The sequence below is a fragment of the Bacillus sp. S10(2024) genome (assembly GCF_050473865.1).
In the GTDB taxonomy this organism is placed as follows: Bacteria; Bacillota; Bacilli; order Bacillales; family Bacillaceae_G; genus Bacillus_A.
On the sequence record NZ_JBFLUR010000002.1, the window covers coordinates 3382945 to 3397500 of the forward strand.

Consider the following 14556-nt stretch of genomic DNA (forward strand, 5'->3'; position numbering starts at 1 on the left):
AACGAACTTGGAGGAGGAGGATTAATGAAGGCAATTGTGTATACAAAATACGGTCCACCCGACGTTCTTCAGTTGAAAGAGATTAAAAAACCTACTCCTAAGGACAATGAAATACTGGTGAAAGTAAAAGCGACAACCGTAACAGTAGCAGATATTCGATTAAGGAGTTTTACAGTTCCTCTCTCTGTTTGGCTGCCTGCTCGAATAGCATTGGGTTTTAGACAACCCAAAAAAGAGATATTGGGGATGGAGTTAGCTGGAGAAGTTGAGTCAGCAGGGAAGGATGTCAAGCGATTTAAGGAAGGTGATCAAGTTTTTGCAGCTTCCCTAGTTGGTTTTGGTGCCTATGCCGAATATAAGTGTCTACCTGAAAATGGACCAGTATCTATTAAACCCAACAATTTATCCTTTGAGGAAGCCGCTGCCATTCCAATCGGGGCACGAACTGCATTATTTTATCTTAGAAAAGCTAATATTAGGAGTGGTCAAAAGGTTCTTGTTTATGGTGCTTCAGGAAGTGTAGGAAGTTATGCAGTACAGATTGCTAAGTATTTTGGGGCAGAAGTTACAGGGGTATGCAGTACCACGAATTTAGAATTGGTAAAATCCCTGGGGGCCGATCAAGTAATTGATTACACTAGAGAAGATTTTTCAAGCAAAGGCAAGACTTATGATGTTATCTTTGAAGCTGTAAACAAGAGTTCGTTTTCAGCTTGTATGAAATCGCTAAATAGGGATGGAACCTATATAAATGTCACCGTACCATTACCAAGTGTTCGAATGCTATGGACTAAATTGACAAGCAACAAGAAAATAATTTTGAGTCAAAATTCACCTGAAAATTCCGAAGCACTAAACTTCCTCAAAGAACTTGTTGAGGCTGGAAAATTAAAAGTGGTTATTGACAAATACTATGCGTTTGAAGAGATCGTTGAAGCTCATAGATATGTCGAGAAAGGACACAAGAAGGGAAATGTTGTCATAACTGTGGAACATGACAATAACCGCCAATAAATAAAGTACTATTAGATTAGAGCAGAGGGAATTCATTTATCCCGCATTAACGGGCAGTAAAAGCTTTTACTTTATAGGTTAGCAAACCACGGAAGCACAATAGCAAAATAAAGGTTTTGGTCAACCTTTTATAAAGCAGTCACAGTAGTAATTTTGTGACTGCCATTTTTAACTAAATGAAAATTGAAACACACTCTAACAATATTAATCTTTTAAAAATAGTAAAAAATTAGTTATTTACTTTTTATTTTTCTTGACATAAAAAGAGGCAATCCCTCAGCCAATTTCCCATGGTTTTTGGGACATCTCCTCTAATCTCTAATCCTTTAACTGATAGAAAACCTGTTCAATTTTGCCTCAGTACCAAGCATGACAGTGTTAAGCTCATCCCCCCGGCTATCTTGTCCCCTTCTGAAATAGAGACTGCGTAAAAAATTCTTGCTGTTCACGCGAGCAATCACCTGACTGCGACTTCTCGGCAAATTGCAGCACTCTGCTAAGCCGCTAATCCAATCAGCGATTTCTTGATGTGGAAGTAACTCTTTGTCAATCATCGTATCCACGATGTTGACTAACCGCTCATCATCCTCATCGCTAAAAATGTGTCTACCATTATGAAGCATGCCAGAAATAGCGACAAGAACCTCACGCAGCATTGCGACGCTGCTCTCCTCGCACTGCACCAGCTCGACAAAAACATCCGCACCGTGAGACACGCTGTGAGCCCAGCCCCCTACTGAAAGATAACCTCGCAGATCCTTCTCCTCTTTATAATAACGGAGCATTGCATGCATTAATTGCTCGATTTCCGCTTGATTGAAAAATGGATTCTGTCTGTGACGTTGCACAATTAAAACGATAGGCAAGGCAGAGAACGTCCTTGTAAAAACTGACTGATCATCCTCGCTGCCAATATTATAGAACAAATGGTTCTCATCAGTCAGAACAGTTAAGAGGCTACGCAACTCCTCTTCACTGAACCTATCCTCTTCCTTAATCCACATATAAAACATCGGATAAATCAGGTTATCCCGTAATTCTGGCTGAGGATCACCAATATATTGAAGTAACAAAGGTAAGAAATCTTGATGCTGCTCACCTTCACGTAACTGATACTCATCCTTCTCAATTCTTTGCAAATCCAGCATCAATTTGGTCCTTGTATCGCTCATTTTCCCATCCCTCTCATCATTCGTTCTATTTGGTCGATTGTTTTTTCTAATACTCTTAAACCTACGTTGTTATATTTTAAAATTTTTTGTAATCTTATTTTTACTCCCGATTCATGAGCTGTAATTAACTTTTGACTCTGCTTTAAGTCATCAACAAGAATAATTTCCAATAACATCCAAAGTGGAATCATATAAATTATCATAGTGTAATAGTTCAATTGCTTTATCTCTTTTCATTTCAAGCCTTACTGCATATGTAGTTTCTCTATTTTTTTGAAATCTGTTCTGCGGCCAGTAACGATATAATCGGAATACTCAGTTAAATAAAAATAATTGTGTTCTAAATCCGACAGAAATTCATGCTGTCTGTTTGTTTTTATTCCTTTTAAACGAGTCGAACAACCCTCTGTAGATACATCTTGAATCTTTAAACCAAGGTTTATCATCTACTTCAATACCAGTCCCTCAACCTTGTTTAATCCACTGTTCAACCTCAGATGTTCTTTTTCTTTTCAACACAAAAATCCCCCTTTAGATAATCATATCTAAAAGGGGGAAAACTGTGCAACTTTATTTCAAATTAACAATTTTATTCCAAATCTATAAACCTCTTACTCAACAGTCACCGACTTAGCCAAGTTACGTGGTTTATCAACGTCACACTCACGGTGAAGCGCTGCATAGTATGAGATCAACTGTAATGGAATGATTACCGCAAGCGGTGCTAGTGCTTCGTGTACAGCTGGTACGATGAAGCGGTCGCCTTCCATTTCTAAGCCTTTCATTGCGATGATGCAAGGATTTGCTCCGCGTGCCGCTACTTCTTTTACATTACCGCGAATACCAAGGTTTACGTGTTCTTGCGTAGCAAGCGCAATAACTGGTGTACCTTGTTCAATTAACGCAATTGTACCGTGTTTTAACTCTCCTCCAGCAAAGCCTTCCGCTTGGATGTAAGAGATTTCTTTTAGCTTTAATGCGCCTTCTAAACCAACGTAGAAGTCAACGCTGCGGCCAATGAAGAAACAGTTACGTGTTGTTGCTAAGTATTCTTTTGCAATTGCATCCATTTCATCTTTTTGGTCGCAAAGTACTTCCATTGCGTTTGCAACAAGACCTAGTTCTTTGATTAAATCAAAGCCAAGTGCTAAACCTTTTGCTTTTGCAATGTCAGCTGCTAAGATTGCAAGTACTGCAAGCTGTGCTGTATATGCTTTTGTAGAAGCTACAGCGATTTCCGGACCAGCATGTAATGGCAATGTATAATTCGTTTCACGAGACAATGTAGAACCCGGTACGTTTGTAATCGTTAATGCTTTATGCCCCATTTCATTTGTTTGCACAAGTACTGCGCGGCTATCTGCAGTTTCACCACTTTGTGAAATGTAAATGAAGAATGGTTTTTCTGTTAATAATGGCATATTGTAAGAGAATTCACTTGCTACATGTACTTCTACTGGTACTTTTGCAAAACGTTCCATGAATTGTTTTCCAACAAGGCCTGCATGATAACTTGTTCCACACGCAATGATATACACACGATCGCTTTCTAAAATTGCATTGCGAATTTCTGCATCAAGTTTGATTTCGCCGTCTTCATTTTGATACTTTTGAATAATATTACGAATGACAAGTGGTTGCTCATCAATTTCTTTTAGCATGAAATGAGGATATGTTCCTTTTTCAATGTCACTTGCATCTAATTCTGCTGTAAATGGTGTACGATCAATCGTTTCACCTTGTAAATTTTGGATTGTAATCTTTTCTTTTGTTACAAGAACCATTTCTTTATCCATTAGTTCGATAAATTGATCTGTAACTTGTAGCATTGCCATTGCATCACTTGCAACAACATTAAAGTTATCTCCAGTACCCACTAATAGCGGGCTTTTATTTTTAGCAACATAAATCATGTCTGGGTTTTCTGCATCAAGTAATGCTAATGCATATGAACCGTGTAATAGTGTTAATGTTTTACGGAATGCTTCTTCTACCGTCAAACCTGTTTTCACTTGTTTTTCTACAAGCTGAACGATTACTTCTGTATCTGTTTCACTTACAAAGTTTACATCTTGAAGATATTCATTCTTTAATAACTCGTAGTTTTCAATTACACCGTTATGCACAAGGGTAAAGCGCTCTGTAGTGCTTCTGTGCGGATGTGCGTTCACCTGACTTGGAACACCATGAGTTGCCCAACGTGTATGACCGATTCCCACATTAGCTGCTACATTTTCATCTACGATTTCGCGAAGTTTTGCAATGCGGCCCTTTTCTTTAAATACAACAACACCGTTCGCTGCTTGCACTGCAATACCAGCTGAATCATATCCGCGGTATTCTAGCTTCTCTAACCCTTTTAATAAAATTTCCTTTGCATCTTGTTCCCCAATAAATCCTACGATTCCACACATAATTAGTCGCCGTTACAATATGCTTATGACCTTTCATAAACACATAACGACATAGCCCGATCTTATCTTTGCATACAAAAAAACGGATTTACATATCGCTAGCTTTGTAAGCTTGTAACGGCTTTCACCTTCCTCTCATTTTGGTTTCAGCCTGTATACTTCATACAGCTAGTGCATCCATTCTTTTTCTCTCATCACACTTTTACCTTTGTCTATTGAGTCACCTCAATGCTTTAAGTAAAAACTTTCGGTTGTGATGAACAACCGGGAGCCATCCGCCGAAATCTCGATAAACTCCTCCTCGTCAACTACATCACAGGTAGTTCTGGCGCTTCTTACTTCAATCTATTTTGCTGAGAAAAAGAACAAAATTATCTTATAACAAATGGAATAAATCGTCAATGAAATTTTTCCATTGTAGATAACAAGTATATGTAAAAGGAGCACAAAATGTGCTCCTTTTTTGTAACAACATTCGGCTATTATTCAGCTCCAACTTCTGCTTTTACAACCTCTACAATACGACTTACGTATTGATCACAAAGATCTTGTGTTGGTGCCTCTGCCATAACACGAATTAATGGCTCTGTACCAGAAGGACGAACGAGAATACGACCATCTCCGTCCATCTCTTCTTCTACAACACGAATGATTTCTTTAATTTTTTCATTTTCTAATGCTTGTTTTTTATCTGTTACGCGAACATTCACAAGTAATTGAGGGAACTTTTTCATTTCATTTGCAAGCTCAGATAATGATTTTTTCGTCATTTTCATAATGTTTACAAGTTGAAGTGCACTTAACATACCATCCCCAGTTGTAATGTAATCCAAGAAAATAATATGACCAGATTGTTCTCCACCAAGGTTATAGCCGCCACGCTTCATTTCTTCCATTACGTAACGGTCACCAACAGCTGTTTGATTACTTGTAATACCATTAGCTTCTACCGCTTTATAAAAACCTAAATTACTCATAACTGTTGAAACAACTGTATTATGTTTTAATTTCCCTGATTCGCTCATATATTTCGCACAAATGTACATAATTTGATCGCCATCTACAACATTTCCTTTTTCATCAACAGCAATTAAACGGTCACCATCTCCGTCAAACGCTAGACCAATATCAGCACCTTTTTCTTTCACAAACGCTGCTAATACCTCTGGATGTGTAGAACCTACCCCATCGTTAATATTCATGCCGTTTGGCGATGTTCCCATTGTTGAAATGTCAGCTTCTAAATCAGCAAACAAATACGGCGCTAGAGAGGATGTTGCACCGTGCGCACAATCTAACGCAATATGTAAGCCAGAGAAATCTTCATCTACAGTTTGTTTAATGTATTGTAAGTATTTTTGCCCGCCTTCAAAATAGTCATTTACTTGTCCTAAAGCTGTACCGACCGGACGTGGAAGTTCATCTACTTCTTTATCTAATAGCGCTTCAATTTCTTCCTCTTGCTCGTCTGTTAATTTAAAACCGTCTGGACCAAAAAACTTAATTCCATTATCTTGTACAGGGTTATGAGATGCAGAAATCATCACACCAGCTTGTGCATCTAATACTTTCGTTAAATAAGCAACCCCAGGAGTAGAAATAACACCAAGGCGCATTACTTCTGCCCCAATTGATAATAGTCCAGCTACTAAAGCACCTTCTAACATATGTCCAGACACACGTGTATCACGGCCAATAATAACTTTTGGACGCTCTGTATCTTTCGTTAATACATAGCCACCAAATCGACCAATCTTAAATGCTAATTCAGGCGTTAATTCCTCATTCGCAACGCCTCGTACGCCGTCAGTACCAAAATATTTTCCCATTGCTATTCGCTCCTTTTTTCTTGCTCATTTCCTTTATTCGTTGGCTGCTCTGGCTGCCCTTGTACTTCATGCCCAGTATCTTGCTTCTTTGCAAGCTCTACTTTCGCATTTTTTTGTTTTAATTCTAATGTGACATTATTGGGACCACTAATTTGAATTGGAACGTCATGTGTTCCTGCACTCATATTTCCTACATTAATCGATGCTTTAATCTGATCCGCGCTTATCTTCTCTATAATACTTGCATCCCCAGAAACATCAACACTAATTTTTCCATTTTGTGGATCGGAAAATTTCATTGTTAATAAATCTGATAACCCATTCACCTGCAAAGGAATGTCAGTTATTGTTTTTCGCTGTTGCTTTCGTACTTCAACTGTCACTTTTACTTGGCTAGGGTCCGCCTTGGTGACACCTTTAGGCAAAGAAACAGAGGCATCGAAGGTAGTTGACTCTGTAATTTTACTTAAGTCGACTTCGATGCCCTCAAGAGATGTAATATTATCAAGTACGTCTTTCGAACCATAAATCTCTATTTCACTCGGTTCAACTTTTATACTCGTTACAGTTATACCTTCTTGTAAACTTCCCTTTTTCGTGACGTCTAGGGAAACCGTTTTTTCAGGTGATGAAACTGGTACAGTGACATTGACAGTAGAAGAATCTGTTTTCAAATCTAACTGATTCCCATCTTTATCATACAATACAATTTGTGCTTCTTTTGTCACTGTTTTGTTAATACCTTTCAAGTCAACATATGCTCGCACAAGAGCAATTTGTGAAAGTTGCTCTGTTGTACCGGCTACTTCTACAGTGCCCGGTTTAACAATCGGTTTATCTATAACTGTTCCTTTTTGCACTTGATTCTCATTTAAATATTTCACTTCTACAGGAAAAGATTTTACTTCTTTCTTTTTAATAGTAACTTGTATTTTCGCTGGCTGAACTTTTAAATGTAAATTATTTGGAACTCCGCTATATTTTAAAGGGACCTCATATGTTCCCGGTGTATAACCACGCAAATTAACAAATACCTCAAACTGCCTTTTCACTTTAGCAGCTGCCACAACGTTATTTTGCCCTTCAAGCGTGACGCTTACTTTTTCAGGAATTCCGCTTACAATATACTTATCCTCATCATAATATGCAGATACCGGGACTCCAGATATTGTTTCTGTTGTATCTCCTACAGGAAAAGGCGATGGATTAAAATTATCTGATACATTTTTATCTATGTTCGTTGACATATAGAGCATAATTGCTAATAATAATGCAATCCCTCTTAAAAACCAATGATTATCCATTAATTTATCCATGACGTTTTCTCCTCCAATTCCATAAAGACGAAGAAGACTGTTTTACGTTTCCGCCTAACTCTTTCATAAGCAGTTCTTTTAATTGTTCACTTTTTAAATCACGATGTAACTCACCGTTTTTTGTTAAAGAAATGTGTCCCGTTTCTTCTGATACAACAACTGTTAAGCTATCTGTTACTTCACTTACACCCATTGCGGCACGATGACGTGTTCCCAATTCTTTAGAAATGAACGGGCTTTCTGATAATGGTAAATAACAAGCAGCTGCTCTAATAATATTTCCTTGCATAATTACTGCCCCGTCATGCAGCGGGGTATTTGGTATAAAAATATTAATTAATAACTCTGATGAAATATTTGCATTTAGTGGGATTCCTGTTTCAACATAATCCCCCATCCCAGTTTCTCTCGCCATTGTAATAAGTGCACCAATACGACGTTTTCCCATATATTCTGTTGCCTTTACAACAGCATTTACAACCGACTCATGTTCATTTTCCTCTTGATTGCCTCCTCGTGAAAATAAACTTCCCCGTCCAAGCTGCTCAAGAGCACGTCTTAACTCTGGTTGGAAAATGATAATAATCGCTAAAAATCCCCAAGTTAACGCCTGATCCATAAGCCATTGCAGCGTATGCAACTCAAAGAAATTACTTAAAATACGAACAATAATGATTACTGTAATTCCTTTTAAAAGCTGGACAGCTTTTGTACCACGTATTACAAGAATCAATTTATATATAACAAACCATACAAGGGTGATATCTATTATAGTGCTGAGATATTTAAAAATAACATTTATATCTCCAAAAGGCATTCTGACCCTTCCTCCATCTATATGTAATTTACAACAACAAATTAATTATAACATACATTATACGAACCACAATTTCAAACCACATTTCTAAACCTGACATGCTATTATTAGATGTCAGACTTTAAGAAATGATTATAAAATATAATGTACCGCTGTATCTTTATTTCAAAGTAAAAAAAAGCAGCTTTTCAGCTACTCTCTTCTCTTTTTTAAAATTATTTTAACTTTTCACCAAATAAAGAGCCCATTAACGCTACAGCTGCAATTGCAGTTTTATTTTTTTCATCTAAAATTGGATTCACTTCCACAAATTCGGCAGATGTAATCATACCAGACTCCGCTAACATTTCCATTGCTAAATGACTTTCACGATATGATAAACCACCAGCAACCGGTGTACCTACGCCAGGTGCATCATGTGGATCAAGACCATCTAAATCTAAAGATAAATGTACACCATCTGTATGTGATAAGTATGCCATTGTTTCTTCCATAACCGCTGTCATTCCCATGCGATCAATTTCATGCATAGTGAAAACTTTAATACCTTCTTTTCGAATAAACTCTTTCTCTCCATCGTCTAAAGAACGAGCACCGATAATAACTACATTTTCTTTTTTCACTTTCGGATACTCACCGTATAAATTAACAAGTGATGAATGACCATGTCCTAAACTTGCAGCTAATGACATACCATGAATGTTCCCAGATGGAGATGTTTCCTCTGTATTTAAATCTCCATGTGCATCGTACCAAATAACACCAAGATTTTTATAATGCTTTGCAATACCAGCAAGCGTTCCAATCGCAATGCTATGATCGCCGCCTAATACAAGTGGGAAGCTTTTCTTTTCAATAATGCTATCAACTTTACTTGCTAGCTCATGACATACTTTTACAACTTGCTCAAGGTTTCGTAATTTTTCATTTTCATTTATTTGAACTTCTCTTTCAATACATATATCCCCTAAGTCTTCTACGTTATATCCTATATTTTCAATTCTTTCAACAACTCCAGCATAACGAATCGCGCTCGCCCCCATATCAACACCGCGGCGCATTTGTCCTAAGTCCATCGGTACTCCCACAATTGAAATTTCTTTCTTCATAGATGATTCCCCCTTTTATGCTTTCACTAAATATTTTAAATCTTTTATATTATCTGACTCAACTCGACATTTTTTTGTATTTATATACACTTAATACAATATAAAGAAGCCATAAAGTGAGAATTTCCCGCTAAAATATGCATAAAAAAATCGTCCCTTACGAGTAGGGACGATTTTTTAATCCTAGTTTCCATATAGCCGCAATATTTCGTGCTGTAGTATAAATATTTTCTTTTCCCATTTCATACGCTTCTTCTAATGTCATTACTCCTGAAACGATACTAAATACAGCATCAATGCCCTCTTCATAAATCGGAGTATGATTTGGGTGAACAGCTCCGGCAATTGCAATAACAGGAAGATTATGTTCTTTAGCTCGTTTTGCTACTCCTATAGGCGCTTTTCCATAGACTGTCTGTTCATCAATTCTTCCTTCTCCTGTAATCACTAAATCTGCATTTTGCAAATGAACATTAAAATTCGTGTAATCAAGTACAATATCAATACCTTTTCTAAGTGTACCATGGAAAAAGGCAACAATAGCTGCTCCAAGTCCGCCTGCAGCACCTGCTCCTGGGACAAATTCGATATCAACATGAAGAGTTTGTTTAATTAACCTAGCATAATACTTTAAATTGCAATCTAACCGCTCTATCATCTCGTCTGTGGCTCCTTTTTGTCTTCCAAATATAAAAGATGCCCCTGTCACCCCTGTTAAAGGATTCGTGACGTCACAAGCTGCTTCAATTTCAACCTGCGCTAAACGAGGGTCTAACTGTGATATATCAAAATAAGTAATACAATCTAAGTTTCCTCCATTTGGCTCTATAACGCAATTACTGCTATCAAAAAAACGTACACCTAACGCGGATAACATTCCTGCTCCTCCATCGTTTGTAGCACTTCCTCCAAGTCCTAAAATGATACGATGGACGCCTTGTTCTAATGCGTGTAAAATGAGTTCTCCCGTCCCTCTTGTTGTCGTTAAAAACGGATTCCTCTTCTCAAGTGGAACATGATGTAAACCAGACGCAGCTGCCATTTCAATAAAAGCCGTCTGTTGATCTGCAGAAAGGCCGTAAAACCCTTCTACTACGTTTCCTAATGGACCTGTCACAGGAAGATTCACGATTTTCCCTTGCGTTGCATCAACAAGTGCTTGTACTGTTCCTTCTCCACCATCTGCAATAGGAATTTTTATATACTCTGCTTTTGGGTATATAGAGCAAAATCCTTTTTCTACTGCTTCACATACTTCTAAAGCTGTTAAACTTTCTTTATATGAATCGGATGCAATAATAATCTTCACATGAAACAACTCCCTCCAACTTTAATATTAAAGTTGGAGTCATCAAAAATATATAAATTAAAACTAAAAAACTTTTCTTTTTTAGGGAGGCGAGAGCATCTGGCCATGCCTAGAAGCGGCCAGGACCCTTTTCTACCCCACACAAGGTTTAAAACAAAAGGAGAAAGCAAGTAGCTGTTATATTGTATTCTGCATCGAAGCATCAAAATTGAATTTATATAAACAAAAAAGCTTGAAGTCTATTATTCGACTTCAAGCTTTTTTAACTGTATGGAGCCTAGCGGGATCGAACCGCTGACCTCCTGCGTGCAAGGCAGGCGCTCTCCCAGCTGAGCTAAGGCCCCAGGTTGGAGCGGAAGACGGGATTCGAACCCGCGACCCCAACCTTGGCAAGGTTGTATTCTACCACTGAACTACTTCCGCAAAAATGGTGAGCCATGAAGGACTCGAACCTTCGACCCTCTGATTAAAAGTCAGATGCTCTACCAACTGAGCTAATGGCTCTTAAATGGCTGGGCTAGCTGGATTCGAACCAGCGCATGACGGAGTCAAAGTCCGTTGCCTTACCGCTTGGCTATAGCCCATTAATACTTACTAGTATAATCGTCTCACCAAAAAAATAAACCTTTATAAGGTTGTTTTTTTAAAATGGTGGAGGGGGGCAGATTCGAACTGCCGAACCCGAAGGAGCGGATTTACAGTCCGCCGCGTTTAGCCACTTCGCTACCCCTCCGACATGAAAACTTATATGGTGGAGGATGACGGGATCGAACCGCCGACCCCCTGCTTGTAAGGCAGGTGCTCTCCCAGCTGAGCTAATCCTCCAAAAGTGGTGACCCGTACGGGATTCGAACCCGTGTTACCGCCGTGAAAGGGCGGTGTCTTAACCACTTGACCAACGGGCCAAAAATTTTTGATACTTCTCGCAAGCTTCCAACCGGGCTTGAACCGGTGACCTCTTCCTTACCATGGAAGTGCTCTACCAGCTGAGCTATGGAAGCATATGGCTCCGCAGGTAGGACTCGAACCTACGACCGATCGGTTAACAGCCGATAGCTCTACCACTGAGCTACTGCGGAATAATACAAGCCTGGCAACGTCCTACTCTCACAGGGACAAAGTCCCAACTACCATCGGCGCTAGAGAGCTTAACTTCCGTGTTCGGTATGGGAACGGGTGTGACCTCTCTGCCATCATTACCAGACTTATGAAGGTATATTCCTTCAAAACTAGATAACATTTGCTTCATATTATATGGTTAAGTCCTCGATCTATTAGTATTCGTCAGCTCCACGTGTCACCACGCTTCCACCTCGAACCTATCAACCTGATCATCTTTCAGGGATCTTACTAGCTTAACGCTATGGGAAATCTCATCTTGAGGGGGGCTTCATGCTTAGATGCTTTCAGCACTTATCCCTTCCGCACATAGCTACCCAGCTATGCCCTTGGCAGAACAACTGGTACACCAGCGGTGCGTCCATCCCGGTCCTCTCGTACTAAGGACAGCTCCTCTCAAATTTCCTACGCCCACGACGGATAGGGACCGAACTGTCTCACGACGTTCTGAACCCAGCTCGCGTACCGCTTTAATGGGCGAACAGCCCAACCCTTGGGACCGACTACAGCCCCAGGATGCGATGAGCCGACATCGAGGTGCCAAACCTCCCCGTCGATGTGGACTCTTGGGGGAGATAAGCCTGTTATCCCCGGGGTAGCTTTTATCCGTTGAGCGATGGCCCTTCCATGCGGAACCACCGGATCACTAAGCCCGACTTTCGTCCCTGCTCGACTTGTAGGTCTCGCAGTCAAGCTCCCTTATGCCTTTGCACTCTACGAATGATTTCCAACCATTCTGAGGGAACCTTTGGGCGCCTCCGTTACTTTTTAGGAGGCGACCGCCCCAGTCAAACTGCCCACCTGACACTGTCTCCCGGGTCGATAAGACCCGTAGGTTAGAATTTCAATACAGCCAGGGCGGTATCCCACCAGCGCCTCCACCGAAGCTAGCGCTCCGGCTTCAAAGGCTCCCGCCTATCCTGTACAAGCTGTACCAAAATTCAATATCAGGCTACAGTAAAGCTCCACGGGGTCTTTCCGTCCTGTCGCGGGTAACCTGCATCTTCACAGGTACTATAATTTCACCGAGTCTCTGGTTGAGACAGTGCCCAAATCGTTACACCTTTCGTGCGGGTCGGAACTTACCCGACAAGGAATTTCGCTACCTTAGGACCGTTATAGTTACGGCCGCCGTTTACTGGGGCTTCAGTTCAGAGCTTCGCTTGCGCTAACCCCTCTCCTTAACCTTCCAGCACCGGGCAGGTGTCAGCCCCTATACTTCGCCTTACGGCTTCGCAGAGACCTGTGTTTTTGCTAAACAGTCGCTTGGGCCTATTCACTGCGGCTTTCCGTTAAGAAAGCACCCCTTCTCCCGAAGTTACGGGGTCATTTTGCCGAGTTCCTTAACCAGAGTTCTCTCGCACACCTTAGGATTCTCTCCTCGCCTACCTGTGTCGGTTTGCGGTACAGGCACCTTTTATCTCGCTAGAAGCTTTTCTTGGCAGCGGGGAATCAAAGACTTCGCTCCATAAGGAGCTTCCCCATCACAGCTCAGCCTTCACGGTAAGCGGATTTGCCTACTTACCAGCCTAACTGCTTGGACGTGCACAACCAATCGCACGCTTCTTCTATCCTTCTGCGTCCCTCCATTGCTCAAACGATAAAGAGGTGGTACAGGAATATCAACCTGTTGTCCATCGCCTACGCCTGTCGGCCTCGGCTTAGGTCCTGACTAACCCTGAGCGGACGAGCCTTCCTCAGGAAACCTTAGGCATTCGGTGGACGGGATTCTCACCCGTCTTTCGCTACTCATACCGGCATTCTCACTTCTAAGCGCTCCACCAGTCCTTACGATCTGACTTCACAGCACTTAGAACGCTCCCCTACCACTGATACCATAGGTATCAATCCGCAGCTTCGGTGGTGTATTTAGCCCCGGTACATTTTCGGCGCAGAGTCACTCGACTAGTGAGCTATTACGCACTCTTTAAATGGTGGCTGCTTCTAAGCCAACATCCTAGTTGTCTAAGCAACTCCACATCCTTTTCCACTTAATACACACTTTGGGACCTTAGCTGGCGGTCTGGGCTGTTTCCCTTTTGACTACGGATCTTATCACTCGCAGTCTGACTCCTAAGGATAAGTCATTGGCATTCGGAGTTTGACTGAATTCGGTAATCCGATGGGGACCCCTAGTCCAATCAGTGCTCTACCTCCAAGACTCTTACACTTAAGGCTAGCCCTAAAGCTATTTCGGGGAGAACCAGCTATCTCCAGGTTCGATTGGAATTTCTCCGCTACCCACACCTCATCCCCGCACTTTTCAACGTGCGTGGGTTCGGGCCTCCATTCAGTGTTACCTGAACTTCACCCTGGACATGGGTAGATCACCTGGTTTCGGGTCTACGACCACGTACTAAACGCCCTATTCAGACTCGCTTTCGCTACGGCTCCGCCTCTTCAGCTTAACCTCGCACGGGATCGTAACTCGCCGGTTCATTCTACAAAAGGCACGCC

The 14556-nt window shown here is 40.8% G+C and carries 9 protein-coding genes, 9 tRNA genes, 2 rRNA genes and 1 pseudogene (1 of these 21 only partly in view); 1 reads left to right on the forward strand and 20 read right to left on the reverse strand.

Annotation, left to right across the window (positions count from 1 at the left end; translation table 11 throughout):
• Nucleotides 1–24 precede the first annotated feature (24 nt).
• Nucleotides 25–1014, forward strand: a complete 990-nt coding sequence (locus AB1280_RS17150; RefSeq protein ID WP_429756553.1) for an NAD(P)-dependent alcohol dehydrogenase — start codon at nucleotides 25–27, stop codon at nucleotides 1012–1014.
• A 326-nt stretch (nucleotides 1015–1340) separates the two neighbouring features.
• On the opposite strand, the gene AB1280_RS17155 is transcribed toward AB1280_RS17150, so the two are convergent.
• The 20 genes and pseudogenes from AB1280_RS17155 to AB1280_RS17250 all read right to left on the reverse strand — a co-directional run.
• Nucleotides 1341–2186: a DUF2785 domain-containing protein gene (locus AB1280_RS17155; RefSeq protein ID WP_429756554.1), complete on the reverse strand. Its 846-nt coding sequence runs from the start codon at nucleotides 2184–2186 to the stop codon at nucleotides 1341–1343.
• The gene (locus AB1280_RS17160; protein ID WP_429756555.1) at nucleotides 2183–2404 is read right to left on the reverse strand and encodes a hypothetical protein; all 222 of its coding nucleotides are present in this window, start codon (nucleotides 2402–2404) and stop codon (nucleotides 2183–2185) included. Before AB1280_RS17160 ends, AB1280_RS17155 begins: the two co-directional genes overlap by 4 nt.
• Nucleotides 2405–2482: 78 nt before the next feature.
• A pseudogene (locus tag AB1280_RS17165) lies at nucleotides 2483–2705 on the reverse strand (TnsA endonuclease N-terminal domain-containing protein); the annotation flags it as partial.
• A gap of 92 nt (nucleotides 2706–2797) precedes the next feature.
• Nucleotides 2798–4600 carry a glutamine--fructose-6-phosphate transaminase (isomerizing) gene (glmS, locus tag AB1280_RS17170; RefSeq protein WP_429756556.1) on the reverse strand — a complete coding sequence of 601 codons (1803 nt, stop codon included), beginning with the start codon at nucleotides 4598–4600 and terminating at the stop codon, nucleotides 2798–2800.
• 482 nt (nucleotides 4601–5082) lie between these two features.
• Nucleotides 5083–6429 carry a phosphoglucosamine mutase gene (gene glmM, locus AB1280_RS17175; RefSeq protein WP_272190873.1) on the reverse strand — a complete coding sequence of 449 codons (1347 nt, stop codon included), beginning with the start codon at nucleotides 6427–6429 and terminating at the stop codon, nucleotides 5083–5085.
• A 2-nt stretch (nucleotides 6430–6431) separates the two neighbouring features.
• On the reverse strand, nucleotides 6432–7745 hold the full coding sequence (locus AB1280_RS17180; RefSeq protein WP_272190872.1) for a CdaR family protein: 1314 nt from the start codon (nucleotides 7743–7745) through the stop codon (nucleotides 6432–6434).
• Nucleotides 7738–8562, reverse strand: coding sequence for a diadenylate cyclase CdaA (gene cdaA, locus AB1280_RS17185; protein ID WP_272190870.1), 825 nt, complete (start codon nucleotides 8560–8562; stop codon nucleotides 7738–7740). Before cdaA ends, AB1280_RS17180 begins: the two co-directional genes overlap by 8 nt.
• 215 nt (nucleotides 8563–8777) lie before the next feature.
• Nucleotides 8778–9671: an arginase gene (rocF, locus tag AB1280_RS17190; protein ID WP_272190868.1), complete on the reverse strand. Its 894-nt coding sequence runs from the start codon at nucleotides 9669–9671 to the stop codon at nucleotides 8778–8780.
• 157 nt (nucleotides 9672–9828) lie between these two features.
• Nucleotides 9829–10980 carry a glycerate kinase gene (locus AB1280_RS17195; protein ID WP_429756557.1) on the reverse strand — a complete coding sequence of 384 codons (1152 nt, stop codon included), beginning with the start codon at nucleotides 10978–10980 and terminating at the stop codon, nucleotides 9829–9831.
• A gap of 271 nt (nucleotides 10981–11251) precedes the next feature.
• Nucleotides 11252–11324, reverse strand: a tRNA-Ala gene (locus AB1280_RS17200).
• Between the two features lie 4 nt (nucleotides 11325–11328).
• A tRNA-Gly gene (locus AB1280_RS17205) sits at nucleotides 11329–11403 on the reverse strand.
• Nucleotides 11404–11408: 5 nt separating this feature from the next.
• Nucleotides 11409–11484 (reverse strand) — tRNA-Lys (locus AB1280_RS17210).
• A 5-nt stretch (nucleotides 11485–11489) separates the two neighbouring features.
• A tRNA-Gln gene (locus tag AB1280_RS17215) sits at nucleotides 11490–11564 on the reverse strand.
• Nucleotides 11565–11629: 65 nt separating this feature from the next.
• Nucleotides 11630–11713 (reverse strand) — tRNA-Tyr (locus AB1280_RS17220).
• 16 nt (nucleotides 11714–11729) lie between these two features.
• Nucleotides 11730–11805, reverse strand: a tRNA-Val gene (locus AB1280_RS17225).
• Nucleotides 11806–11810: 5 nt separating this feature from the next.
• A tRNA-Glu gene (locus AB1280_RS17230) sits at nucleotides 11811–11885 on the reverse strand.
• Nucleotides 11886–11908: 23 nt separating this feature from the next.
• Nucleotides 11909–11981: transfer RNA gene (locus AB1280_RS17235), tRNA-Thr, on the reverse strand.
• Nucleotides 11982–11984: 3 nt separating this feature from the next.
• Nucleotides 11985–12059: transfer RNA gene (locus AB1280_RS17240), tRNA-Asn, on the reverse strand.
• 9 nt (nucleotides 12060–12068) lie between these two features.
• Nucleotides 12069–12184, reverse strand: a 5S ribosomal RNA gene (rrf, locus tag AB1280_RS17245).
• Nucleotides 12185–12234: 50 nt separating this feature from the next.
• Nucleotides 12235–14556 (reverse strand): 23S ribosomal RNA (locus AB1280_RS17250); it runs 601 nt beyond the window's last position.

Bases quoted from the DNA above. Each gene is read 5' to 3' on its own strand.
- AB1280_RS17150 (WP_429756553.1), top strand. From the start codon at position 25: ATGAAGGCAATTGTGTATACAAAATACGGTCCACCCGACGTTCTTCAG.
- glmS (WP_429756556.1), bottom strand. From the start codon at position 4,600: ATGTGTGGAATCGTAGGATTTATTGGGGAACAAGATGCAAAGGAAATT.
- glmM (WP_272190873.1), bottom strand. From the start codon at position 6,429: ATGGGAAAATATTTTGGTACTGACGGCGTACGAGGCGTTGCGAATGAG.
- AB1280_RS17155 (WP_429756554.1), bottom strand. From the start codon at position 2,186: ATGAGCGATACAAGGACCAAATTGATGCTGGATTTGCAAAGAATTGAG.
- cdaA (WP_272190870.1), bottom strand. From the start codon at position 8,562: ATGCCTTTTGGAGATATAAATGTTATTTTTAAATATCTCAGCACTATA.
- AB1280_RS17180 (WP_272190872.1), bottom strand. From the start codon at position 7,745: ATGGATAAATTAATGGATAATCATTGGTTTTTAAGAGGGATTGCATTA.
- rocF (WP_272190868.1), bottom strand. From the start codon at position 9,671: ATGAAGAAAGAAATTTCAATTGTGGGAGTACCGATGGACTTAGGACAA.